The organism is Kineococcus sp. NBC_00420 (assembly GCF_036021035.1).
Classification (GTDB): domain Bacteria; phylum Actinomycetota; class Actinomycetes; order Actinomycetales; family Kineococcaceae; genus Kineococcus.
The window spans coordinates 3,355,088-3,378,174 of record NZ_CP107930.1 but is presented as its reverse complement, the minus strand read 5'-3'; the positions used below and the strand labels follow the sequence as shown (position 1 = coordinate 3,378,174).

Annotated in this window: 26 protein-coding genes and 2 pseudogenes; 9 read left to right on the top strand and 19 right to left on the bottom strand. The window is 73.1% G+C overall.

Annotated features, from left to right (window positions below; genetic code table 11):
* Nucleotides 1-73: 73 nt before the first annotated feature.
* Nucleotides 74-1,093 (bottom strand): LacI family DNA-binding transcriptional regulator, encoded by a 1,020-nt coding sequence (locus OG218_RS16615; protein WP_328294347.1) that lies wholly within the window; start codon nt 1,091-1,093, stop codon nt 74-76.
* Between the two features lie 261 nt (nt 1,094-1,354).
* Here OG218_RS16615 and OG218_RS16610 point away from each other — a divergent pair, with 261 nt between their 5' ends.
* Entirely contained in the window at nt 1,355-2,566 is a 1,212-nt protein-coding gene (locus OG218_RS16610; protein ID WP_328294346.1) for a S8 family serine peptidase, read from the top strand.
* 13 nt (nt 2,567-2,579) lie between these two features.
* On the opposite strand, the gene OG218_RS16605 is transcribed toward OG218_RS16610, so the two are convergent.
* From OG218_RS16605 to OG218_RS16585, 5 genes are all read right to left on the bottom strand, one after another.
* Nucleotides 2,580-3,239, bottom strand: a complete 660-nt coding sequence (locus OG218_RS16605) for an HAD family hydrolase (RefSeq protein ID WP_328294345.1) — start codon at nt 3,237-3,239, stop codon at nt 2,580-2,582.
* Nucleotides 3,240-3,249: 10 nt separating this feature from the next.
* A complete protein-coding gene (locus OG218_RS16600; protein WP_328294344.1) occupies nt 3,250-4,140 on the bottom strand; it encodes an MSMEG_6728 family protein in 891 nt (296 codons plus the stop codon).
* A 44-nt stretch (nt 4,141-4,184) separates the two neighbouring features.
* Nucleotides 4,185-5,102: a D-isomer specific 2-hydroxyacid dehydrogenase family protein gene (locus OG218_RS16595; RefSeq protein WP_328294343.1), complete on the bottom strand. Its 918-nt coding sequence runs from the start codon at nt 5,100-5,102 to the stop codon at nt 4,185-4,187.
* A gap of 5 nt (nt 5,103-5,107) precedes the next feature.
* Complete coding sequence (locus OG218_RS16590; protein ID WP_328294342.1) at nt 5,108-6,193, bottom strand: GGDEF domain-containing protein; 1,086 nt, start codon at nt 6,191-6,193, stop codon at nt 5,108-5,110.
* A gap of 82 nt (nt 6,194-6,275) precedes the next feature.
* Complete coding sequence (locus OG218_RS16585; RefSeq protein WP_328294341.1) at nt 6,276-7,328, bottom strand: cation diffusion facilitator family transporter; 1,053 nt, start codon at nt 7,326-7,328, stop codon at nt 6,276-6,278.
* Between the two features lie 126 nt (nt 7,329-7,454).
* Here OG218_RS16585 and OG218_RS16580 point away from each other — a divergent pair, with 126 nt between their 5' ends.
* A complete protein-coding gene (locus OG218_RS16580) occupies nt 7,455-8,261 on the top strand; it encodes a hypothetical protein (RefSeq protein WP_328294340.1) in 807 nt (268 codons plus the stop codon).
* On the opposite strand, the gene OG218_RS16575 is transcribed toward OG218_RS16580, so the two are convergent.
* The gene (locus OG218_RS16575; RefSeq protein WP_328294339.1) at nt 8,258-8,641 is read right to left on the bottom strand and encodes a hypothetical protein; all 384 of its coding nucleotides are present in this window, start codon (nt 8,639-8,641) and stop codon (nt 8,258-8,260) included. The genes OG218_RS16580 and OG218_RS16575 overlap by 4 nt on opposite strands.
* Nucleotides 8,642-8,771: 130 nt before the next feature.
* Here OG218_RS16575 and OG218_RS16570 point away from each other — a divergent pair, with 130 nt between their 5' ends.
* The 3 genes from OG218_RS16570 (at nt 8,772) to OG218_RS16560 (ending at nt 11,227) form a co-directional block, all read left to right on the top strand.
* A complete protein-coding gene (locus OG218_RS16570; protein ID WP_328294338.1) occupies nt 8,772-9,377 on the top strand; it encodes a nucleoside deaminase in 606 nt (201 codons plus the stop codon).
* Nucleotides 9,378-9,528: 151 nt separating this feature from the next.
* A complete protein-coding gene (locus OG218_RS16565) occupies nt 9,529-10,353 on the top strand; it encodes a DUF559 domain-containing protein (RefSeq protein ID WP_328294337.1) in 825 nt (274 codons plus the stop codon).
* Between the two features lie 28 nt (nt 10,354-10,381).
* Entirely contained in the window at nt 10,382-11,227 is an 846-nt protein-coding gene (locus OG218_RS16560; protein WP_328294336.1) for a hypothetical protein, read from the top strand.
* 89 nt (nt 11,228-11,316) lie between these two features.
* On the opposite strand, the gene OG218_RS16555 is transcribed toward OG218_RS16560, so the two are convergent.
* From OG218_RS16555 to OG218_RS16540, 5 genes and pseudogenes are all read right to left on the bottom strand, one after another.
* Nucleotides 11,317-11,562, bottom strand: coding sequence for a hypothetical protein (locus tag OG218_RS16555; RefSeq protein WP_328294335.1), 246 nt, complete (start codon nt 11,560-11,562; stop codon nt 11,317-11,319).
* 118 nt (nt 11,563-11,680) lie between these two features.
* Nucleotides 11,681-11,902 (bottom strand): hypothetical protein, encoded by a 222-nt coding sequence (locus OG218_RS16550; RefSeq protein ID WP_328294334.1) that lies wholly within the window; start codon nt 11,900-11,902, stop codon nt 11,681-11,683.
* An 86-nt stretch (nt 11,903-11,988) separates the two neighbouring features.
* Nucleotides 11,989-12,165 (bottom strand): annotated as a pseudogene (locus OG218_RS26680) (aminoglycoside phosphotransferase family protein); the annotation flags it as partial.
* A gap of 27 nt (nt 12,166-12,192) precedes the next feature.
* Complete coding sequence (locus tag OG218_RS16545) at nt 12,193-13,419, bottom strand: glycosyltransferase family 4 protein (RefSeq protein WP_328294333.1); 1,227 nt, start codon at nt 13,417-13,419, stop codon at nt 12,193-12,195.
* A gap of 55 nt (nt 13,420-13,474) precedes the next feature.
* Nucleotides 13,475-14,404 carry an ROK family protein gene (locus OG218_RS16540; protein WP_328294332.1) on the bottom strand — a complete coding sequence of 310 codons (930 nt, stop codon included), beginning with the start codon at nt 14,402-14,404 and terminating at the stop codon, nt 13,475-13,477.
* Between the two features lie 84 nt (nt 14,405-14,488).
* On the opposite strand from OG218_RS16540, the gene OG218_RS16535 reads away from it, so the two are divergent.
* The gene (locus OG218_RS16535) at nt 14,489-14,932 is read left to right on the top strand and encodes a Gfo/Idh/MocA family protein (protein WP_328294331.1); all 444 of its coding nucleotides are present in this window, start codon (nt 14,489-14,491) and stop codon (nt 14,930-14,932) included.
* Here OG218_RS16535 and OG218_RS16530 read toward each other — a convergent pair.
* Nucleotides 14,893-15,879 carry an ADP-ribosylglycohydrolase family protein gene (locus OG218_RS16530; RefSeq protein WP_328294330.1) on the bottom strand — a complete coding sequence of 329 codons (987 nt, stop codon included), beginning with the start codon at nt 15,877-15,879 and terminating at the stop codon, nt 14,893-14,895. The genes OG218_RS16535 and OG218_RS16530 overlap by 40 nt on opposite strands.
* A gap of 201 nt (nt 15,880-16,080) precedes the next feature.
* On the opposite strand from OG218_RS16530, the pseudogene OG218_RS26675 reads away from it, so the two are divergent.
* Nucleotides 16,081-16,338: pseudogene (locus tag OG218_RS26675) on the top strand (hypothetical protein); the annotation flags it as partial.
* Nucleotides 16,339-16,424: 86 nt separating this feature from the next.
* On the opposite strand, the gene OG218_RS16525 reads toward OG218_RS26675, so the two are convergent.
* Complete coding sequence (locus tag OG218_RS16525) at nt 16,425-17,030, bottom strand: TetR/AcrR family transcriptional regulator (RefSeq protein WP_328294329.1); 606 nt, start codon at nt 17,028-17,030, stop codon at nt 16,425-16,427.
* 64 nt (nt 17,031-17,094) lie between these two features.
* Between OG218_RS16525 and OG218_RS16520 the strand changes: the two genes are divergently transcribed.
* Nucleotides 17,095-17,484, top strand: a complete 390-nt coding sequence (locus OG218_RS16520; RefSeq protein WP_328294328.1) for a DUF1304 domain-containing protein — start codon at nt 17,095-17,097, stop codon at nt 17,482-17,484.
* Nucleotides 17,485-17,498: 14 nt separating this feature from the next.
* On the top strand, nt 17,499-18,503 hold the full coding sequence (locus OG218_RS16515; protein WP_328294327.1) for an NADP-dependent oxidoreductase: 1,005 nt from the start codon (nt 17,499-17,501) through the stop codon (nt 18,501-18,503).
* Nucleotides 18,504-18,565: 62 nt separating this feature from the next.
* Here the strand turns inward: OG218_RS16515 and OG218_RS16510 are convergent, their stop codons facing one another.
* From OG218_RS16510 to OG218_RS16490, 5 genes are all read right to left on the bottom strand, one after another.
* Nucleotides 18,566-19,264: a fasciclin domain-containing protein gene (locus OG218_RS16510; protein ID WP_380162260.1), complete on the bottom strand. Its 699-nt coding sequence runs from the start codon at nt 19,262-19,264 to the stop codon at nt 18,566-18,568.
* A gap of 194 nt (nt 19,265-19,458) precedes the next feature.
* Nucleotides 19,459-20,157 carry a fasciclin domain-containing protein gene (locus tag OG218_RS16505; RefSeq protein WP_380162262.1) on the bottom strand — a complete coding sequence of 233 codons (699 nt, stop codon included), beginning with the start codon at nt 20,155-20,157 and terminating at the stop codon, nt 19,459-19,461.
* Between the two features lie 202 nt (nt 20,158-20,359).
* Nucleotides 20,360-21,922 carry a molybdopterin-dependent oxidoreductase gene (locus tag OG218_RS16500; RefSeq protein ID WP_328294324.1) on the bottom strand — a complete coding sequence of 521 codons (1,563 nt, stop codon included), beginning with the start codon at nt 21,920-21,922 and terminating at the stop codon, nt 20,360-20,362.
* An 81-nt stretch (nt 21,923-22,003) separates the two neighbouring features.
* Nucleotides 22,004-22,888, bottom strand: a complete 885-nt coding sequence (locus OG218_RS16495) for a CPBP family intramembrane glutamic endopeptidase (protein ID WP_328294323.1) — start codon at nt 22,886-22,888, stop codon at nt 22,004-22,006.
* A complete protein-coding gene (locus tag OG218_RS16490; protein ID WP_328294322.1) occupies nt 22,885-23,073 on the bottom strand; it encodes a hypothetical protein in 189 nt (62 codons plus the stop codon). The genes OG218_RS16495 and OG218_RS16490 overlap by 4 nt, the downstream gene beginning before the upstream one ends.
* Between the last annotated feature and the right edge of the window lie 14 nt (nt 23,074-23,087).

The window sequence follows — 23,087 nt, the reverse complement described above, 5'->3', positions numbered from 1 at the left end:
GCGTGGGCAGTAGTTCGTCGATGCGTATCGACGATGGGGGTGGATCGGCCGGGTGGTCGATCCACGGGGGAAGTCAGTTCGGGGGGCGCACGGACTGTCGTCGGGTCAGGTGGGCCGGGACCAGGCGGACCTCGCCGGGTGCCGCGGGATCGTCGAGCAACTGGAACAGCCACTCGACGGCGTGCCGGGAGACGTCCCGGGGTTGTTGGGAGACGGCGGTCACGGGCACGGCCTGCGCCTCCGCCTCCGCGTCGGTGCACAACGCCACGACGTCGACGTCCCGCCCCGGCCGCAGACCGCGGTCGAGCAGGGCACCGAGGGTTTCGGGGACACCGTCCGCGAGCAGCAACCCGGGGACGGACCCCGAGCCCAGCAGGTCGTCGAGCGCCGCGCGGATGGCGACCGAGTCGCGCGGGACCTCGACCCAGCGCAGCGGAACTCCCGCCGCGGCAGCGGTGGCCTCGGCCCGACGGCGGAACCGCGGGACGTAGTTCACCCCACGGGCCACGACCTCCGGACCCCAGCCGAGCACGACGATCTCGTGCACTCCAGCGCCGATGAGTTCACCGACCAGGAGTTCCGCACCGCCGGCGAAGTCGAAGTCGATGCAGTGCAACGTGCTGTGCTCGTCCAGGGCCTCGTCCGGGTAGCCGATGAACAGGCTCGGCTGGGCGATCCCGCGCGCGACCTCGGCCCGCTCGTCCTCGGCCTTGACCTCCATCACGACCATGGCGTCGGCCAGGGCGCGCCCGGCGACCCGACGCAGGCTCTCCTTGCCCTCGTCGGCCGTGACCAGCAGGACGTCGTAGTCGCGTCGCCGGGCCTGGGCGGCGATCTCGTCGATGAACGCCATGATCCCGCCGACCCCGAGGTTGGAGAGGACCGGGTGGACGATGGCGATGATGTTCGTGCGCTGGCTCGCCAGGGCGCGGGCACCGGCGTGCGGTTGGTACAGCAACTGCTCCATGGCGTCCTCGACCAGACGCCGGGTCTTCTCGGAGATCGGACGCTTTCCGCTCATCACGTAGGAGACGGTGCTCTGGGAGACGCCGGCGACCTTCGCCACGTCCTTGCTCGTCGGAACTCGGGCCACGCCACCCTCCCACCCCGTGAGACGAACGTCGACGTCCTCGTCGATGCGCTTCGTCGATGCGTATCGGAAGTTAGTCGACGCACCGCCGTTCCGGCAAGCACTTCCCCCTCACCGCAACCCGACGGTGACCAGGAAGCGGTGGCCGGAACACGCCCGGCCGGGCCGTACGGCCATCCGGGTCGAGGCGGACCCACCCGTCTCAAGCGACCGTGTGAGACCGTCGATGCACGGGGAGTCTCGCCCCGACCCAGGGAGTCCCCGTTGCCCCAGTTCCTCCGCACCGCCACCGTCGCCTCCGCGCTGCTCGCGCTGACCCTGGTGCCGGGCTCCGCCGCGCACGCCGTGGAGATCACGCCGGCCGACGGTCCCGGGGTCCAGGTCGACGCGCTGCGCTGGGTCGACGGGCGACCCCAGCTGGAGACCCGGACCGCCACCGACCGCGCCGCCGCCCAGCGACTGGCGGCGACGATGGAGGCCGACCCCGCGGTGTCCGCGGCCCAGGTGCGCACCACCTACGCGCTGGCGCCCACCGGCGCCACGCCCCTGACGGGCCGCACCCTGAAGGCGACCGACCCGTACCTGTCCTACGCCTACCACCTGGGCTCGATCCACGCCTACGACGCGTGGCCCACCACCCGGGGCACCGGGCTCACCGTCGCCGTGCTCGACTCCGGTGTCGACGCGACCCAGCCCGACATCGCCGGCCGGGTGATCGACGGCGGGAACTTCGCGGCCGGCACCGACATCGGCGAGCACGGCACCGAGGTCTCGACCGTCATCGCCGGCGCCTACCAGAACGCCTACGGCGCAGCGGGGGTCGCGCCCGACGTGAAGATCCTCGCGATCCGGGTCTGCGAACCCCAGGGCTGTGCGAGCGACGCCGTCGTCGAGGGCATCACCGCGGCCGTCGACCAGGGCGCCGACGTCCTCAACCTGTCGCTGGGCGGGGAGGACTACAACAGCACCACCGCGGCGGCCGTGGCCTACGCGATCGGCAAGGGTGTCGTCGTGGTCGCCTCCGCCGGGAACTCCGGCGACACCGGGAACCCGCTGGAGTACCCCGCCTCCTACCCCGGCGTCATCTCCGTCTCGGCGTCCACCAGCACCGGGGCCCCCGCCCCCTGGGCCCAGCACAACACCCTCGTCGACCTCAGCGCCCCCGGCGACAAGATCCCCGTCGGGAAACCCCTCAGTTCCGGCCGGTACGTGTACGCCTCCGCCTCCGGGACGTCCTTCTCGGCCCCGCAGGTCTCCGCCGCCGCGGCCCTGGTCCGCTCCGTCGCGCCCCGGGCCAGCGTCGCGCAGGTCGAGGACGTCCTGCGGACGACCGCCACCCCCGAGTCCTGGGACGCCGGCTACGGCACCGGGATGCTGGACGTCGGCGCGGCGGTCGCCGCGGCGAAGGCGAGCGTGACGGCCTCGGCGCCGACCGCGACCGTCACGATCCCGCGGCGCACCCGCACCCTGCGCTGACCACCAGGGCTGATCAGGAGGGGTGGGACAAGGGCGTCCCGTCCAGGCCCTCCAGCAGGTCCCGCAACGAGTCGAACACCGCGACCGCACCGGCAGTCGTCAGTTCCTCGGAGGAGAAACCCCCCGTCCGGACGGCGACCGCGGTCATCCCGGCGTTCCCCGCCGCCTCGAAGTCCCACGTCGAGTCCCCGAGCACGACCCCCGAGGAACCCCCGACCCGCTGCAGCGCAGCGTGGAAGAGGTCGGGGGCGGGTTTGGTGCTCTCGGCGTCCTGCGAGGTGGTCCAGCCGTCGACGAGGTCCCGGGCCCCCATCAGGTCGAGGTAGCCCTCCACCTGGTCCTGCTGCCCGGAGGAGGCGAGGACGACCTTCCAGCCCCGCCGCCGCAGCTCCACCAGGAGGTCGCGAGCGCCGTCGAAGGGCTGGACCTCGCCGGACATCGGCTCGTACTCCTCGGTCCAGGCGTCCCGCGCGGCGTCCCCGTGGGCGTCCTCGAACTCCTCGCCGGCCACGGCGGGGACGAGCTGGTCCCCGCCCATCCCGACGGCGCGGTGGATCCGCCAGACCGGCAACGTGAGGTCGAAGCGTCGGAACGCGCGGAACCACGCGAGGGCGTGCTGGTAGTTGGTGTCGACGAGCGTGCCGTCGACGTCGAGCAGGGCGGTGTCGGACAAGGGGTTCTCCTCAGGCGGCGAGCGGAACACTGAACAAGGGGCGGGGATCCTGCAGCAGGGCAGGGGGTTCGACGTCGCGGCGGGCGGCCCGGCCACCCCAGCGGACCTTCCGGCGGTGGCGCGCGAGGACGCCCTTGCGGGCGTCGAACTCGTACTCGCCGACGACCTCGCCGAGCAGCAGCGCCTGGTCGCCCTCGATGGGCAGGGCCACCTCGGTCCCGGGGTCGAGTTCGTGGACGAAGGTGTCGAGGACCCGCAGCGCCTTGCCCGGTCGTCTCCCGGGGGAGATCTCGCGGAGCAGGTCGCGCAGGGAGGCGCCCGACGCCGCCCCGCGCACGTCGACGTCGATGCCGGAGTCCACGCCGAGGCCCACGACGCCGTCGGTGAGGAACTCCCCCACGACCGCGGGCGCTCCGCGCACGATCCACACCAGCCGCCCGGCGGGGCGGACCGGCGGGGCCGGCGAGGGCGGGTCCGGCCACACGCAGGGCATCTCGGGTTCGTCGCCGAAGAGGGGCCGGTAGAACCCGGGATCCTTGCGCAGCAACGCGGAACGGTGGCTGCGGTGCAGGTCCTCGTCGCCCAGCCACGACGGCATCAGGTCGGCCAGCGCGGACTGCGGGCGACCCACGACCTCGGGGGCGAACTCCGCGATCTGCGCTCCGGTGGTGTCGGCGCGGCCGGTGACGGTCCACGCGTCGACGACCGCGAGGCCGTAGGCGACCAGGGCCGGGGTGCACCCCCGCCACATCCGCACCGCCGGGTGGTTCACCCAGCCGTGGTCGGGCAGTTCGAGGGCGCGCAGGACCTGCAGCGTCTCCACGCGCTGCTCGCCCAGCCGCGGACCGTCGAGGACGGCCGCGGACCGGGCGAAGTCGGGGTAGGGGAGGAACGTCTGCACGGGACCACCGTGACGCGCGGGGTGGCACCCCGCACGTCGGAGGATCAGTACCCGCGTTCGGGGTCGACCAGACCCAGCAGTTCCTCACCGGCGGCGAAACGACGGACGTTCTCGGTGACCCGTTCGGCCAGCGCGCCGACCCGCAGCACGCTCGGGTTGGTCGAGTGCGGGGTGACGATGCAGCGGGGTTCGGTCCACAGCGGGTGGCCGTCGGGCAGCGGTTCCGGGTCGGTCACGTCGAGGGCGGCCCCGGCGATGGTGCCGGCGGCGAGCGCCGCGACGAGGGCGTCGGTGTCGACGAGGGAACCACGGGCGATGTTCACCAGCCACCCCTGCGGGCCGAGCGCCGCGAGCTCCTCGGCCCCGACGAGGGCCTTCGTCTCGGAGGTCGCCGGAGCGGCGAGCACGACGTGGTCGGCGGCGGCGAAGACCTCGCCGACGCGGTCGGCGGGCAGCGTCTGCGCTGCGCCGTCCACGGGGAGACCGCGGCGGGTCACGGCGATGACCTCCGCACCGAGCCCGGCGAAGGCCGGGATCATCGCGGTGCCGATGCCGCCGGCGCCGATGATCGCGATGGTCGAGCCGCGCAGGCTGGACTGGACGCCGTCCAGGGTCTCCGGGTCCCACGTCGAGAGCCGGGCCGCGCGCCCGATCCCGCGGACCCCGGCGAGCAGCAGCGCGACGGCCCCCTCGGCGACGGAGTGCGAGTACGCCCCGGCGGCGGAGGTCCAGGTGCGCGAGGGGTCGATGACGCCCGCGGCGACCCAGCTCTCGATCCCGGCGGAGGGCAGCTGCACCCACGTCACGGAGTCGGGCAGTTCGGGCAGGTCCCCGTGCCCGCCGCTGACGACGACGGCCTCGGCGTCCGCCAGCGCGACGACCGTGCCCCCGCCACGCTCCACGGCCTCGACCAGCAGCGGGTTCTCCTGCGGTCCGACGAAGACGGCGGGGGTGGTGGGCATGGGGGCTACTCCTCGAACAGGGCCTCGGCGGTGGTCGCGTCAACCCTAGGCCCCCAGCCCTGCGCCGCTTCGGCGCTCCGGGTGCAGTCGCGTCCGGCGGCCTTCGCCGCGTACACGGCGGCGTCGGCCGCGACGAGGGCCTGCTGGGCGCCGGTGTCCGCGTCCAGCGTCGCGCAGCCGGCCGAGAACGTCGCGGCCCCGCCGAGTTCCCGCCAGGAGCCGCGCAGTCGTTCGACGACGTCGATCGCGACGTCGGTCCCGCTGCCGTGCAGCAGGAGGACGAACTCCTCGCCACCGAAGCGGGCGGCGTAGTCACCGCGCCGGAGCCCCGCGGTCAGCATCGCGCCGAACTCCCGCAGCACCTGGTCGCCGAACGTGTGACCCCGGGTGTCGTTGAGCTGCTTGAAGTGGTCGAGGTCGCAGACGACGACGCTGTCCCCGGGGACGAGCAGCGCCATCCGGTCCTCGAGGTCGCGCCGGTTGCCGATGGTGGTGAGGGGATCGGTGCGCGCGTCGCGTTCCAGCCGGTCCGAGGCCGCCCGCTGGCGGCGGCTCATCGAGGCGAGCAGTTCGGCCACGAGGACCCACACGCACGCCATGACCACCGTCCGCACGGCGACCTGGGCGCTGAGCTGCTCCGAGGTGAGCAGGTAGAGCGGGAGCGCGGCGGGCAGCAGCCAGTAGGCGCTCCGCGGCGGCAGGAAGAGGCCGGCGAAGACGAAGTCGAGGACGAAGAGCGGGACGTAGGCGCCGTCGACGCGTTCGGTGCTCACGCCGATCACGGCCAGACCCAGCATCTGCACCAGGGGGAAGAGGACGGGCCCGGAGCGGCCGAGCCGCCCCCACGGCACCGCGAGGCTGGCCACCAGCAGGGCCGCGTCGGCGGCCGCGACGGCCAGCACGACCGTCCAGTCCGCGGCCGTCGGCACGAGCAGCGGGGCGGTCAGCAGGACGAGCAGCCCGGTGACGGCGAGCACCGCGCGACCGGCGACGACGGCCGGGGCGCCGACCAGCCAGCGTCCGGGCAGGCGCTCGACGAGGCGACGCCACCACGGACGCGTGATCACCGTCCCGGACGGATCCCGCGCCACGACCCCACCTCCTGGAACGTTCGAGGCCCCAGCCTCCCACCACCTGCGGCCCCGGTGTCCGGGGGTGCCGGTGGGCGGGAACTCACTTCCGCAGGGTGCGACCCGTCCGGGTGCGGGCCTGCGGCAGGGCCTGGACGACGGCGTCGGGGTCGAGGAGGTCCGCCGCCTCGCGTTCGGTGACGGCGAGACGTTCCCGGGCCGCGGCGTCCGCGGACGCCGTCACCCGGCTGGGGTCGAGGAACACCTGGGTGATCGTGGGGACCCGCCGGCGCATCTCCTCCTCGGCGCGGGTGCAGAGCTCCTCGATGGCGCGCGAGGTGAGTTCCTCGCCGAACTGGACGCGGGCGGCGACCAGGACGCCGCTCGGCCCGAGCTGCATCGTGAGGACCTCCTGGATCCGCACGATCCCCGCTTCGGCGCCGAGGACCCGGACCACCGCGACGCGCACCGCCGGGTCGGCGGCCTCACCGATGAGGAGTTCCTTGGTGTCGCGTCCCAGCAGGAACGCCACGACCCCGAGCAGCGCACCGATGACGATCGAACTGATCGCGTCGTAGACGTTCGAGCCGGTGACCTGGTGCAGGATCGTCCCCGCGAGCGCCACCAGCACGCCGAGGACGGCGATGCTGTCCTCGCTGGCGACGGTCTTCACCGTCGGGTCCGGTGAGCGGACGACGTAGGTCAGGACCCGCCGCTGCGCGGTCGAGGCCTCGCGCGAGACCTGCCGCAGCGCCTTCAGCAGCGAACCCCCCTCGAGCACGATCGAGATGCCGAGGATCACGTAGATCACGATGAAGTGCTGCGTCGACATCGGTTCGGCTTCACCGGTGAGCGAGGAGATCCCCTCGTAGACCGAGAACACCGCTCCGGACAGGAAGATCCCGACGGCGGCGATGAGGGACCAGAAGAACCGTTCCTTGCCGTAGCCGAAGGGGTGGGTCCGGTCGGCGGGCCGGTCGGCCCGGCTGAGCGAGAGCAGCAGGAACGCCTCGTTCATCGTGTCCGCGATCGAGTGGGCGGCCTCGGCGAGCAGCGCGCTGGAGCCGGTGACCGCCCCACCGATGCCCTTCGCGATGCCGACGCCGACGTTTGCGAGCAGGGCGACCAGCACGGTCCCCTTGGTTTCTTCCGCCACGGCCGAAGCTTCCCCCGGGCAACGGCCGTCCGCGCGGTGGCGGGACGGCATCCCTCACGGAGTGTCACTAGCGCCCCACGGTGAGACAGCACTACGGTGCCGCAGGAGCAGCGACGAGGGAGGCACGTGCGCAGGCGAGGAGAACCGCGGACCCTGTCCCCGGAGGCGCGGCGGGTCGTGGCCGACCTGGAGCGCGACGGCGTCGCCAGCACCAGCGTCGAGGCCCTCCTCGGCAGCGCCGCCCTGCTCGAGGACGTCCTCTCACGCACCGACGACCTCATCGCGGACCAGTCCGCCGACATCGTGCGCCGCCGCCGCCTCGTCGCCGGTGGCGAACCCACCGGCTGGGCCGGGCCGCTGCACGACCCGCACGCCGTCGAACTCCTCGGCGCCCACCCGCCCGTGGACCCCGAGGACCCCTACACGCGCTTCCTGCGCCACGCCCAGGTCGCCGGGGTCGCCGGCGCCTACTGCCGCCGCGACGTGCGCGTCCTGGACATGAACGGCCTGCTCACCCTGGCCGCGGCACCGGTCCGGCCCACCGACTGGGCACGGACCGCCGCCGGCCCCTCGCTCGAGGTCGCCCTGCACCTGACGGGCGTGGACGAGGGCACCGGCCCGCTGCACTACGTGCGGGCCTCGCACCGCCGGCGCGGCGCCCGGCGGGTCCGTCACCTCGAACGCAGCGGGCACCGCCTCGAGGACCCCGACCTGCTGCGGGAGTTCGGCGGCGCCGCCCACGTCGTGCTGCACGGGGGCGCGGGCACGGTGGTCTTCTTCGACCCCCGCGGCCTGCACCGCACCGGGCGCCCCACCACCCGCGACCGCCTCGTCCTCCACGGACGGTTCGCCACCCGCAGCGCCGACCGCACCGTGCTGCTCCCCGCGGACGCGGGGCCGCGCAGCGCGCTCGCCGACTCCGCGCTGGCCTAGCGTCCGAGCAGCTTGTCGATCAGGCGGGCGAAGAAGCCCTTCGTGACCGGCTCGACGACGGGCGCGGCGACCGGTGCCGCGATCGGCGCGGGGGGGGCCTCGACGCGCACCGGGGGGACGACGCCCGCGCTGCGGGGGGCCTCCACGACCGGGGCGGGCTCCGCGACGACGGGCTTCGCGACGACGGGCTCGGGGGCCTCGACGACCTCCTCCTCGTGCACGCGGGCGGGGCTGCTCAGCGTGCCCTTGAGCTCCTGGTCGGGGGTGTAGCTCGCCTCACCGAGGATCGACGCGGCGAAGAGCAACGCGGAGGCCTGGACGGGCGCGACGGTCTGCGCGCCGCGGACGGCGGTGTCCGGGGTTTCGTCGATCGTGGACATGCAGGCGTCTCCCCTGGTGCGGCCGGTCACCCCGACGGTGACCGCTGATCCCCTCATCGACCCTCGCGCCGCGGCGCTGGAGCGGCGGGACCGGCTACCACCCGGATAGCCGCACTGGGATCCTCCCCCCATGGACACCTCGGCCCTCAGCCACTCCTTCACCATCGCCCTCCCCGCCTGGGTCGACGACGAACTCGCCGACGTCCCCGACGCCCTGGCGACCCGCGAGGACCGGATGGCCCTCGTCCACCGCCTCGCCGCCCGCAACTTCCGCGAGGGCAACGGCGGCCCCTTCGCCGCCGTGGTGGCCGACTCCACCACCGGGGAGATCGTCTCCGTGGGCGTCAACGTCGTCCTCTCCACCGGGATCTCCTCCGGGCACGCCGAGGTCACCGCCCTCGGCCTGGCCCAGGCCCGCACCGGGTCGTGGGACCTCGGCGCCGACGGTGCCCGTCGCGAGCTCGTCGTGAACTGGCGTCCCTGCGCCCAGTGCTACGGAGCGACCCTCTGGTCCGGGGTCCGCACCCTCGTCGTCGCCGGTTCCGGTCCGGAGCTGGAGGAGATCAGCGGTTTCGACGAGGGCCCCGTCCGCGACGACTGGGCCGAGCAGTTCGAGGCCCGCGGCATCGCCGTCGTCTCCGACGTGCTCCGCGAGGAGGCGCTGGCCGTCTACCGCGACTACGCCGCCCACGTCAGCGCCACCGGCGCGACCGTCTACAACGCCCGCAACGACTGAGGTGTGAACCAGCGCTGCACCCACCACTCGACACGCCGTCCGGAACACCCCTTCCCACGGCGTGTCGCGCGATGGGTGCAGCGCTGGTTGACGTGGGCCGGTTGTCCACAGGCGTTCCACGACCCCACGCGGTTTCGGCCAGTCTGACCGCGTGGAGGCGGAGACGGCGGTGCAGCAGTGTGGCGGCGCCGCACGGTGGGACCGCCTGCGCCACCACACCACGCATCGAGCCCTCCAGAAGGCCTGCGCTGCAGGAACTGTCCGACGATCGGCTCCTGGGCTCTACGCCCTCCCCGACGTACCCGTCGACGTCCTCGCCGCCGTGGCCGTCCGTGGCGTCCGCTCCTGCCACTCCGCGGCCGCCGCACTCGGTCTACCTCTCGTCGACCCGCCGAGCCGACCGCACGTCACCGCCGGTCGGGGCACGAAGCTCGTCTGGCGCGCAGCCCTGGTGCACCGCCGCGACGTCACCGACCTCGACGGCTGCACCGATGTCCTCACCACCGTCCTCGACTGCCTGCGCTGCCTGCCGCGTCGCACCGCCCTGGTCCCCCTCGACGCCGCCCTCGCCGCGGGCCGCGTCTCCTGGGAGGACCTGAACCTCGCCGCGAAGGGGATGAACCGCAACGACGACCGCCGGAAGCTGCTGGCCATGGCGGACGAGAAGTCCGGCTCCCCGCTGGAGTCGATCGGGCGCTACGACCTGCTGGAGGCCGGGTACTCCCTGCAGACCCAGGTGGTGCTCGACCCCGCAGGACGGGTCGACTTCCTCATCGACGACTGGCTGGTGGTCGAACTCGATGGTCGCCGCACCCACGACGACCCCGTGCAGTTCGCGGAGGACCGCCGCCGCGACGCCGAACTCACCCGCCGGGGCTTCGTCGTCCTGCGCTTCACCTGGACGGCCGTCGTCCGGCGCCGGGAGTGGTGGCTGCAGGTGGTCGCGGACGTCCACGCCCGGGGCCCGCGCTCATGAGGGCCACCCCGCGGCCGATGGAGGGGACGTGCGTGCACCCGAGTCCGAGGAGCTGCGCCCCGGAGACTTCGTGAAGGTGCGGGGCACGACGAACCCCGCCCACCACGGCGGCCGGGCCGTCGTCGTCGCGGTGCACCGCGCGCCCGGCCCGCCCTGGCACGTCGTCTCGCTCGACGTCCGCTACTCCGCCCGGGGCAGCGCGCTGCGCGTCGACCTCGGGGAGCGCGGGGAGCTCGCCCGCTGGGACACCCCGTGGCAGCCGGAGCACACGGTCGAGAACGAACCGCACGACTTCCTCTCCCCCGGCGCGGCCGACGCCTCCGCCCCCGTCTCCCGGCGCAAGCTCGTCGTCGGCGCGCTCGCCGTCCTGCTGCCCCTCACCGCGCTGGGCGTCTGGGAGCACGAACGCCCCGACACCGACCCCAACCCCGTCGTCGTCCAGCGGGCCTTCCAGGAGGGGGTCCGCGGGACGGGCACCGCGACCGCTTCGACGTCGCTCGCCGCCCCGACGCCGACCGCGACGACCCGCACCGCGGCGGCCGAGGTCGTCGTCGCCTGGGCGGCCGGCCCGGTGCCCGTGGTGGCCGGCGCCGAGGGCCCGAACCCGACCCCGCTGGCGGGGGTCCTGCCCGCCGAGGGGTGCCGCGACGCCTACGTGCGCGACCTGATGTCGTACCTGCCGATGGGCCAGCGCGTCGACGTCGCGGGCGCGGGCTGGTACCGCACCGACGACGGGATCGACGTCAACGCGGAACTCGTCCGCACCGGGGTCGCCGTCCCGGACGCCACGACGGCCGGTTCCAGCGCGACCGACGTCGCGAACCTGACGACCCTGCAGGACCTGGCGGCCGACGCCCCGCACGACTGCAGCTGACCGGAACGGGTGCCGCGGCGACGAGAGCACGACCAGCGAAGAGGGTCCGCTTCGCCTCCCACGCGAGGCGGACCCTTCGCACGACGGCGTCAGAAGCGGTCGAGCCCCCCGGCACGGAACTTCGGCTTGAGCACCCGGCTCTGCTCGCGTTCGTGCTTCGCGCGGAGGGCCCGGACCTGCTGGGCGGAGACCCGGAGCCGGCCGGCGAGCTCGGGGTCGAGGGACTCGACCTCGACGGCCAGGCTCGAGAGCTTCTCGGGGTCAGCGTGCGTCGAGCTGTTCTTCGCCTTCTTGAGTTCGGTTTCGGCGTCCTTGAGCAGTCCTGCGTCGGTCATGACGGCAACCTTGCCTCACCCACCGGACGAGCGAGTACCGGAGGAGCGACGTGGCGCCGCCCGCCAGGGTCCGATGCGTCCAGACCCCGGACGTCGACGTGCGGAGGATCACCGAGCTTCACCGCTTGCGGGCGGCTCGCAGACGCCGGCCACTCACCCCCGCCAGCGGGCCACCGCACACCACCTCGACGACCTCGAGGACCTGGGTGCGGGTGGTCAGGTCAGAGCGCAGGAAGGTCAGACCGGCGATCGACAAGAGCACCATCAGGGATCCGGAGACGACGACGACGCGAAGCCCGAACCGCTGCTGGCGGATCAACGGCTCTCCCGGGATCGGCACGTCGACCTGTCTACCGCGTGGCGGCGGATCGCGCAGGTGACCACCCCGGACGGCGCACGGTCATCCCGCTGTCGTCGAGAGCACCCGAGGTCGATGAGCACCGGCCGGCCGGCCGCGTCGACGAGGACGTGGTCCGGGCCGAGCTCGCCGTGGACGAGGCCGTGGGTGGACCCCTCACGAGGCTCGACGGCCGCGGCGCGCCGGCGCAGCGAGTCCTCGACCCGCTCGGCTGCTGGGGCCGGGCGCGGTTCACGGACAGCGGCGAGCACCGCCTCCAGGGAGCGACCGGGTCACCTCCGGCGACCTCCCCGGGCCGGCCCGGTTCCTGCGGAGCGCGTGACGCTCTCGAGCGCCGCCTCCACGAGTTCCCCGACGGCGGCGGGCGAGTAGTTCCGTTCGACGTGCGCCCGCGCCCGCGGCGCGAGTTCCGCCCGGAGTTCCAGACCCCGCAGCACCGCCGCCGCGAGGTCCGCGGGTCCGGTGGAGGCGGCGATCGTGCGGGGGTCCAGCGAACCCGCGACCTCCGGGTTCGCCCCGACGGGGGTCGCCACGACGGGGACCCCGCTGGCGAAGGCCTCGACGGTGACGATGCCGAAACCCTCCATCTCCAGGGTGGGCAGCACGAAGAGGTCCGCGGCCCGGTACAGCTCGGGCAGGTCCGCGTCGGCCACGAAACCGGGGAACACCACGTGGTCGGCGATCCCGAGTTCGCGAGCCCGACGACGGAGTTCCTCGGCGAGGTACCCGGTTCCGCCGACGACGAGCTGCACCCCGGGGTGTTCGGCCCGCAACGCCGGCACGGCGGCCAGCAGGTTCTCCAGCCCCATCCGCCGGACGAGGCGCCGCACGGTCAGCAGCACCGGTGAACCCGTCAACCCGAAACGAGCCCGGGCCGCGGCCGCGGAACCCGGCGCGAACCGGGGCAGATCGACGGCGAGCGGGACGACGTCGACGCGGGCCCGGACCCCCGGGTGCACCTGCTGCAGCAACCGCCGCACGTACCAGCTCGTCGCCAGCGTCCGGGCGGAACCCTCGATCGCGACGCGTTCGGCCCGGCGGGTGAGGTCGGCGACCGCTCCGGACGCGACCCGGGCGAAGGGGTACTTCCCGCCGGCCGCGTCGAGTCGCACCTCGAGCGAGGACGGCGCGTGGAAGCGGAGCACGGTGCGCTCGCCGAGTCCCGCACGGACGGCGGCCGCGGCATGGAACGTCGAGTGGACGTAGACCGCGTCGAAACCCTCGCGGGCGTCGAGCGAACGCAACCACCCCGGAACCTGCAGCGTCGTCGTCAGCGGGTGCGCGTAGTAGCCGCGGCTCCCCCGCGCGGGAGCCGGGTGGCGCAGCAGCCGGTAGTGCCCCCGGTCCTCGACGAGGGGCTGGGCCGGGTCGTGCCGGCGGACGAGGAGCGTGACCTCGTGGCCGCGGCGGGCGAGTTCGTCGACCTCGACCAGGACCGAGGACGCCACGCCACCACGGTGCTCGGGCGGAACTCCGTCGGTGATCACGAGCAGGTGCACAGGGGCAGCCTGCCAGACCCGCGGAACCTGCCGCCGCGAGCCGGGCGCGGGAACCTCAGGGAACGGGGAAGCGCGGCAGGAGACCGGCCCGCTCGAAGCCGATCAGTGCGGCACCGACCCTCCCGGCGTCGGTCCCCCACCGGGCCCTCGCGAGCGGCGGCGGCGCGCGCCAGACGAAGAGTTCCGCCAGCGCTGCGGCCAGCGGCTCCAGCAGCAACGGCCCGGCCCCGGAGACCCCACCACCCAGCACCACCTCCGCGGGGTCGAAGAGCATCGTCAGCCCGTGCAGGGCCAGCGCCAGGGCCTCGACGGCGTCGCGCCACACTGCGTCCGCGTCGGCGTCGCGGCCCAGCAACCCCACGACGTCGGCGGTGGTCACCGCGTCCCGCCCACCGCGGGCCAGGTAGCGCCGGACGACGGCCGCCCCGGCCGCGTAGGCCTCGAGGCAGCCGCGCTGACCGCACGGGCAAAGTTCCCCGCCGGCGTGGACGACGACGTGGCCGAACTCCCCGGCCGAACCCGAGGAGCCCTCGACGACGCGACCGCCGACGACGAGCGCCGCGGCGATCCCGGTCCCGATGGGCACGAACGCGAAACTCCCGCTCGCGCCGGAGGCGAGGTGCTCCGCCCGCCCCGCCGTGCGCGCGTCGTGCCCGACGGCGACGGGCAACCCGGTGAACTCCTCCAGCGTCGCCCGCAGCGGGTAGGAGTTCCAGCCGAGGTTCGAGGCGTAGACGATCGTGCCGCTCGACTCGTCGACCGTCCCGGGGGTCACGACCCCGACGGCCACGGGTTCCGCCCCGGCGGCCCGGGCGTCCTCGGCCAGCACCCCGAGCAGCGCGCGCAGGTTGTCCTCGGGGGCCTGCCCCGGCGAGACGGTGGGGCTGTGCCGCAAGGAGACCGTCGATCCGTGGAGGTCCACGACCGAACCCTTCAGACCGGTTCCGCCCACGTCGACCGCCAGCACGGTCGGACCGATGTCCACCCCGCAACCCTAGCCCACCACCCCCCACTCGGCCGCCCACTCACCCCCGACGGCGATCGTGCAGGGACTCCCGGCGAGCTCGCGGTGCGACGTCGGCGACCGCACGAGACGACGGGGGAATCGGAGGGAGGAGCTGCCTGGTTCGCCGACCTGGAACTCTCCGGCGGCATCGTGCTCGGGCAGGTGTTCGCCGTGCGGGGCACGAACGACGGGAAGCTGTCGACGTCACGTTCGTGGTCCACCGGTCCGGAACTCGCCGGCGGCGGCGCGCTCGTCGACCACGTCGTGCACGGGGCCGACCTGCTCGACGCGTGGCTGGGCGCGGAACCCGTCTCGGTGACGGCGGTGACCAACCGCGTCGGGAACGCAGCCGGTGGCCGCCCGCTGCAGCTCCCCCACGGCGCGGACCGCGACGCCGTGCGTTCGGGCGTCCAGCCGCAACCGGACACCGGGGTCGGGATGCGGACGACCCGGATCGTGCCGGCGGCTCAGGAGTCCGCGCGGAACGGGCGCACCGTCGCCTGCTGAGCCATCCGTTCCAGGTCCGCGAGGCGGGAACCGGGCCACCCGTGGACGAGTTCGCGCCAGGCCGGGGGAACGGCCCCGGCACCCCAGCGGGCCCCGAGCAGCCCGCCGGCGATCGCGGCCACGGTGTCGGTGTCGTTCCCGCCGCGCACCGCGTCCTCGAGGGCGAGGCGGAAGTGCGACGCGGGGTCGGCCGAGGGGACGGGGGTCGTCACGATCGCCGACCACGCCGCCTGCAGCGCCTGGACCACCCAGCCGTTCTGCGGGAAGTCGCGGGGTCGGGAGACCTCGGCGACGTCGATGCGCCCCGCCCACAGGTCGCGGCGGGATCCCGGCAGGAGGTCGAGTCCACCGCGGAGGTCGAACTCCCCCGCCAGGACCGCGTGCCGCACCGCCGCGCACCACAGGACGCAGGCGTCACCGGCCTCCGGGTCGGCGTGGGTCAGGTCGCTCACGGCCCGGGCGCTCACGGCCAGCTCCTCGGGGGAACCGCCGCCGTCGAGGTAGGCGAGGACGACCGGCGCGGTCCGCATCAGCGACCCGTTCCCGGCCGTGCGCCCCGTCTCCGCGTGCAGCGCAGCGGCGGCGGCGCGGCAGTCCGAAGCCGTGAACGGGGCCTGCAGCCGAGCCAGGACGGCGCGGGTCTGGGCCCCCACGTCCTGGGCGTCACGCGCCCACCCGACCCAGGCGGCCACGATCCCGTCGAGGGTCGCGTCGTCGGTGAGGGGGCGACCGGCCGCGACGGCCTGCAGGACCGGCACCGCCATCGAGGTGTCGTCGGTCCACTCCCCGGGGGCCCAGTCGAACACCCCGCCGCCCACCATCGCCACGGGCGTCCCGTCCGCGAGGGGCGGACCGAACTCGTACCCCGCGCCCAGCGCGTCCCCGCAGGCCGTTCCCGCGACGATCCCGGCGGCTCTCGACCCGTCCACGTCCACCTCGGCGTCCACGAGGTCATCCTCCCCCGCACGGACGAACGGTGCCGGGTGGGCCGGGCGGGTGACGTCCGGGGAAGGTTTCGGGGGTCGTCCCGCAGGAGCGTGCGGTGATCCACCGCTGCGTCGTGCCGTCCCGCTCCGGGTGCTCCTGCTCGCCGCCTGCGGGAGTTTCCGGCGGCGCCGGGGACGACGCACCTGCAGGCCTTCGACCACGTGGAGCTGCCGCCCTGCTCCCCCGACCTGGCGGGCCTGTCCGGACCGGTCCTGGTGCGGCACGTGACGACTCTGCACCTGCCCACCGGATCGGTGCTCGCCGCCGACGGCTGCACGGCCGCGGCCTTCCCCGAGGGCGGGCCGAGCCCGTTGTGCGTGATCCGCTCGAGCGACGGGGTCGAGGACGGGATCGTGTTCAGCACCGGGATCGGTGACGGCGGGTACCCGACCTGCGCCGGCCGCGACGCGGAGGGGAACGTGGTGGCGTTGCTCGACGACGGGGGCATGCCCTGGGCGACGGCGGGGGTTCCGGGGACCCCGCCGCCGGACTACGTGGAACCGGACTACGCGGGACCGGCCCGAGGGGAACGAGCGTCCTCGACCAGCTCGACCGCGGCGCCGACGGTCCGCGCGGCCTCGTCGGTGTCGACCCGGGCGAGGACCATGGCGCTGACGACGAGGGCGGCGCAGACCCGCGCCAGCCGGTCCTGGTCCTCGGCCGACAGCGACGGCGCGTGGGCGGCGACCCCGCGGGCCATGGCCGCGTGCAGTTCCCGGCGGTAGCCGAGCACCACGTCGGCGATCTCGGGCTCACGTCCGATCGGGGCCGTCGCGGCGTTGAGCAGCAGGCAGCCGCTCTGCAGGGCCGGGACGCGTCCGTCGGCGAAGACCGCGCGCAGGCCCTGGAGGTAGTCGAGCAGTGCACCGGGCTGCACGTCGGGCCCGGCGAGCGGTCGCAGCCGCGGCCGGATGACCTCGTCGAGGTAGCTCTGCACGGCGGCGTCGAACAGTCCGCGCTTGCTGCCGAACGCGTGGTAGAGGCTCGAACGGCGCAGTCCGGTGGCGATCTCGATCTCCGGGACCGAGACGTCCTCGAACCCCCGGTCCCAGAACAACGCGCGCACCGCGCGCACCACCTCGTCGGTGTCGAACGTCTGGACTCTTCCCACGTGGCGCCCCCTCTCGGGAGCAGTCTATAGTGGAATGACCGTTCCAAAGACTTGAGGAGTCCTCGTGCTGATCGCCGCCCTGACCGTGACCGGCATCGCGGCTCTCGTGCACGTGTACGTCTTCGTCCTGGAATCGCTGCTCTGGACCACACCGCGGGCGCGGGCGGTCTTCGGTCTCGACGAGCAGACGGCCCGCACGACGGCTCCGATGGCGTTCAACCAGGGTTTCTACAACCTGTTCCTCGCCGTTGAGATCGTCGCGGGGATCGTCGTGCACACCACCGGCCGGCACACCGTCGGCGCCGTCCTCGTGCTCGTGGGGACGCTGTCGATGGTGGGAGCGGGGATCGTCCTGCTCGCCTCCGACCGCTCCAAGGTCCGCCCCGCACTGATCCAGATCCTCCCCGCGCTCATCGGCAGCCTGCTGTTGATCGCATCCCTCACCACCGACTGAAGGAGTCAGTTCCTGTGACGTCCAGCACCCAGGTCCAGCTCGTGAACCGCCCCCAGGGGTGGCCGACCGCAGACGACTTCCGCACGGTCACGGTCGAACTCCCCGACCTCGGCCCCGGCCAGGTGCGGGTCCGCAACGAGTTCGTCTCGGTCGACCCCTACATGCGCGGCCGGATGAACGACGTCCGCAGCTACGTCCCGCCGTACGCCCTCGGCGAGACGATGACCGGCGGCGCCATCGGCCACGTCGAGGAGTCCACCAGCGACGACCTCCCCGTCGGTTCGCTGGTCGTCCACGGGTTCGGCTGGCGCGACGTCGCCCAGGGCGACGCGTCGGGCTTCCGCAGGGTCGACCCGATCCCCGGCGCCCCGAACTCCCTGCACCTCGGTGTCTTCGGCATGATCGGCATGACGGCGTACGCGGGCCTCACCGCGGTCGCCGGCCTGCGCGAGGGGGACACCGTCTTCGTCTCCGGTGCCGCGGGTGCCGTCGGGACGGCCGTCGGCCAGATCGCCCGCCTGCTCGGCGCGAAGACCGTCATCGGTTCGGCGGGCACGGCCGAGAAGGTCACCCTGCTGCAGGAGAAGTACGGCTACGACCGGGCCGTGAACTACAAGGAGGGCGCGATCCGCGAACTCCTCGCCGACGCCGCCCCCGACGGCATCGACGTGTTCTTCGACAACGTCGGCGGCGACCACCTCGAGGCTGCGCTCGACGCGTTCAACGACCACGGCCGGGCCGCGTTGTGCGGGTCGATCTCGCGGTACAACGCCACCGGGCCCGCCGCCGGGCCGGACAACCTCTCGAACCTCGTCACCCGCAAGCTGACCCTGCGCGGGTTCATCGTGGGTGAGCACCAGGACCTCGCCGGGGAGTTCGGCACCCGCATGGCCGGCTGGTTCGCCGAGGGGAAGATCGCCTACGACGAGACCGTCGTCGACGGGATCGAGAACTCCGTCGAGGCGTTCCTGTCGATGATGCGTGGCGCCAACACCGGGAAGATGCTCGTCCGCGTCTGATCGCCGTTCAACGCAGAAGAGCGCCGGTGACCGTGAGGTCACCGGCGCTCTTCAGTTCGTCATCACATCGGGGGCATGAGCACCGAGTCGACGAGGTACACGGTCGCGTTCGAGGTCTGCACGTTGCCGCAGATCACGTTCGTGGAACCGTCGATGGTCAGCTTGTCCGGCGTACCGGCGACCTTCACCTCGCCACCCTGCACGGTCTTGACCGTTCCGGCGTCGAGCAGCTGCTGCGGGTCCATCTTCCCGGCCACCACGTGGTAGGTCAGGACACTGGTCAGCGTCTTGGCGCCCTCGGGCGTCTTCAGGGACGCGACGGTGTCGGCGGGCAGCTTCGCGAACGCGGAGTCGACCGGGGCGAACACGGTGAACTCACCGCTGTTCAGGGTGTCGACGAGGTTCACGTCCGGGTTCAGCTTGCCGGAGACGGCGGCGACGAGCTGGGTCAGCAGCGGGTTGTTCGACGCAGCGGTCGTCACGTTGGCGGCAGCCATGCCGCCGACGGAACCGGCACCGCTGGGAACCTGGGCGGCGTAGTCGGCGCAGCCGGGGCCGATCGGGTCGGTCGAACCGGCCATCGCGGCGCTCGAGGTCATCGACTCGCTCGGGGACGCCATCGAGGAAGTGGTGCTGCTGCTGGTGCTGGAACTGGTGGTCGAGCCGGCGGTGTCGTCGGAACCGCCACAGGCCGAGAGGCCAAGACCCAGCGCCCCGGCCAGAGCCAGGACCGAGAAGGTGCGCTTGCGAGTCGTGGTCATCATCAGTGGAACTCTCCTCTGTGGTTCGTGTCCCACCGCGTCGCGGTGGGTTCTCGCTTCCACCCTGCATTCGTCGCCGCGGGCCCGGGGGTTTGGTGCAGTCCGCCACAGATCCTGGCGCACCGATCCTGACGGGATGTGGACGCAGAAGAGCGCCGGTGACCGTGAGGTCACCGGCGCTCTTCAGTTCGTCATCACATCGGGGGCATGAGCACCGAGTCGACGAGGTACACGGTCGCGTTCGAGGTCTGCACGTTGCCGCAGATCACGTTCGTGGAACCGTCGATGGTCAGCTTGTCCGGCGTACCGGCGACCTTCACCTCGCCACCCTGCACGGTCTTGACCGTTCCGGCGTCGAGCAGCTGCTGCGGGTCCATCTTCCCGGCCACCACGTGGTAGGTCAGGACACTGGTCAGCGTCTTGGCGCCCTCGGGCGTCTTCAGGGTCGCCACGGTGTCGGCGGGCAGCTTCGCGAACGCGGAGTCGACCGGGGCGAACACGGTGAACTCACCGCTGTTCAGGGTGTCGACGAGGTTCACGTCCGGGTTCAGCTTGCCGGAGACGGCGGCGACGAGCTGGGTCAGCAGCGGGTTGTTCGACGCAGCGGTCGTCACGTTGGCGGCAGCCATGCCGCCGACGGAACCGGCACCGCTGGGAACCTGGGCGGCGTAGTCGGCGCAGCCGGGGCCGATCGGGTCGGTCGAACCGGCCATCGCCGCGCTCGAGGTCATCGACTCGCTCGGGGACGCCATCGAGGAAGTGGTGCTGCTGCTGGTGCTGGAACTGGTGGTCGAGCCGGCGGTGTCGTCGGAACCGCCACAGGCCGAGAGGCCAAGACCCAGCGCCCCGGCCAGAGCCAGGACCGAGAAGGTGCGCTTGCGAGTCGTGGTCATCATCAGGTCGTAGCTCCTCAATGGTGTTTCACCGTCAGGACCGGCGGTGAATCGTTCGTACAACTTCTCTTCGGCGCCGACCCGCCAGGGGATTGGTGCCTCGTCCACGGTCGACCGGTCTGCCGACGACCGCACGCCCAGATCGCCGGTAGTGACAATCCGTTACCAGATCGTTGCTACGAGTGAAAAGGATGCGACGGAGTCAGACGACGGTGAAGAACTTGCTGGGCTGTCCCGACGAACCGTCCGGGATCGGCTGCACGACGTCCTCGGTCTGCACCTGCCCCGTGCCGTCCGTCGAGCGGACCCGCACCGTGTGACTGCCCTTCTCGGCGTTGTCGTAGGCGTAGGTCCACTGGACCCAGGTGTTCGCGTTCACCGACGGGACCAACGTGGCCTCGGCCCAGTCCCCGTTGTCGAGGGACACCTCGACCTTGCTGATCCCCCGCGTCTGCGCCCAGGCGACCCCGGCGATCGGCACCGTCTGACCCGAGGCGATCATGGCGAAGGAGGCGGGGACGTCGATGCGGGTGGCCGTCTTGATGGGCGCCTTCTGCGCCCAGCCGCGGTCCGTCCAGTAGGCGGTCTTCGCGTCGAACCGGGTGACCTCGATGTCGGTGATCCACTTGCAGGCCGAGACGAAGCCGTAGAGGCCGGGGACGATCATGCGGGCCGGGAACCCGTGGACGTCGGTCAGCGGCTCACCGTTCATGGCGACGGCGATCATCGAGTCGCGGCCGTCGGTGGCGTCCGCCACCGGGGTCGAGATGGTGAAACCGTCGACGGAGGTGGAGTACAGCATGTCCGCGTCGGCCTTGATCCCGGCCCGGTCCAGCAGCGTGGTCAGGGGTACGCCGAGCCAGCGGGCGTTGCCGACGAGGTTGCCGCCCACCTCGTTCGACACGCAGGTCATGGTCATCCACCGTTCGACGAGGTCCTCCTTCAGGAGGTCGTCGAAGGTCACCGTGACCTCGCGGTCGACCATGCCGTGGATGCGCAGCGTCCACGAGGAGATGTCGACCTGCGGCACCGAGAGGGCGGTGTCGACGCGGTAGAAGTCCTTCGCGCTCGTCACGTACGGCGTGATCCCGTCGATCGAGTCCAGCCCCGGAGGCAACGTGGGCGCCGCCGAGACGGGTTTGGGCAGCACGATGTCGGCGCGCGAGGCGGCCACGGACTTCGAGCGGTTCACCAGGACGCCACCACCGGCGGTGACGGCCGCCGCGCCGGCGACGGCACCGAACAGCACCGACCGGCGCGACAGCGGTCCCCGCGCGGACGGGGCGCGGCCGGTCAGGGCGCGGATCAGCAGCACGAGGGCGGCGGCCCCGGCCAACGTCCCGACGGCGGACGGCATCCAGCTCAGCGAGGTCGCGTCCGGACGGTGCACGCTGGCGCCGACGGCCGCGAGACCCAGGAGGACGACGAGGCCGAGGCCGACCCGCAACCAGCGCAGCGCGACGAGGCCGATGACGGCGAAGAGGATCACTAGGGTGGCGTAGAGACTGCCCAGCAGGACCGCCTTGTCGGACTGCCCGAACTGCCGGATCGCCCACTCCTTCAGCCACTCCGGCGTCCGGGCGATGAACTCCTGCCCCACCCCGTAGACGGGGTCGGCCGAACGGGTGACGAGCGTCGCGAGCAGCGCACCGACCCCCAGGGTGGTGGCGCCCGACAGGAGACCGGCCAGCACCGCCAGCAACCGTCGACCGTGTCGCCCCTGTCGTCCCGGAGCCTGCGGTCCTCGTTCGCGTTGCTTCAGCACGCCGTTCTCCCTTCCGTGCCGCAGCGAGCTGCCGGGGCACCACTCCTCTGTTCGGAGCGGGGAGTCCTCTGGATCCTCGCGTCACCCTGCGGGTGCGTCCTGCGGGTGCGTGTCGCGTCGGGCAGAGGCGTCGACGTGGACGCGACCGTCGAGCGGGGTGCCGCCTCGTCGGCGGACCACGGCGATGGTCAGGACGAGCACGACCCACCCGGGCCAGGCCAGGACGGTCGCCTCGGCACCCTGCTGGGCCGGGAGCAGGAACGCCGCGAGCAGCAGCGAGGTGGACGCGTTCATCGCCCCGTGGGCCAGGGCGCCGGCCCAGACCGTCCCGGTGCTCTCCCTGACCCGCGCGAGCAGGGTTCCGATCAGCACCGTGCTGAGCACCATCAGGGGGATGCTCACCGGGCTCGTCGTGCCGTAGTTGTAGCCCAGCAGCAGCAACGGGGCGTGCCACAGACCCCACAACGCGCCGTTCAGCAGGTTCGACCGCACCGGCCCCAGTGGACGCAGGGCGTGGAACAGGAAACCCCGCCAGCCGATCTCCTCCCCCACCGCGGTGACGCCGATGACCACGGTCGTCAGGGGGATCGCCAGCAGCGAGGACGACGCGTCAGGGTTCACCCGGAGGTCGACCAGCCCCGCCGCGGCGGCCACGAGCATCGACGCCGCGGCCAGCGCGATCCCGCCGCCGGCCGCGGCGAGCGCCCGCAGCGCGGTGCGCCGCCAGGACAGCGGACCGACGAGGCCCAGCACCTGCAGCGGGTTCGCGGGGCGCAGGACGCCGAACACCGTCACGAGGGCGGCCAGGGTGGGGGTCGTCATGACGACGGCCCCGATGACGAAGAAGTGCGGGTTCTGCAGACCACCGCCGAGGTGGAGCGGGAGGCTCGCCAGCCAGGCCCCGCCGAGGGCCAGGACGGCGAACAGACCCACCGCCCGCCAGGGGACCGTGCGCTCGACGGTCACCGGCGACGCACCCGGGCCACGACGAGGGCGGTGGCGCAGCCCAACGTCACGAGACCGCAGGCGATGCCCACGGCGAGCGGCAGGACGCCGGCGGACGCCAGCACGTTCAGCAGGACCGCGACGGTGAGCACGGCCCACAACAGGGGGACGGCGGGACCGCGGTGCAGGTTCGTCGGTTCGGACACGGGGAGCTCCTCGG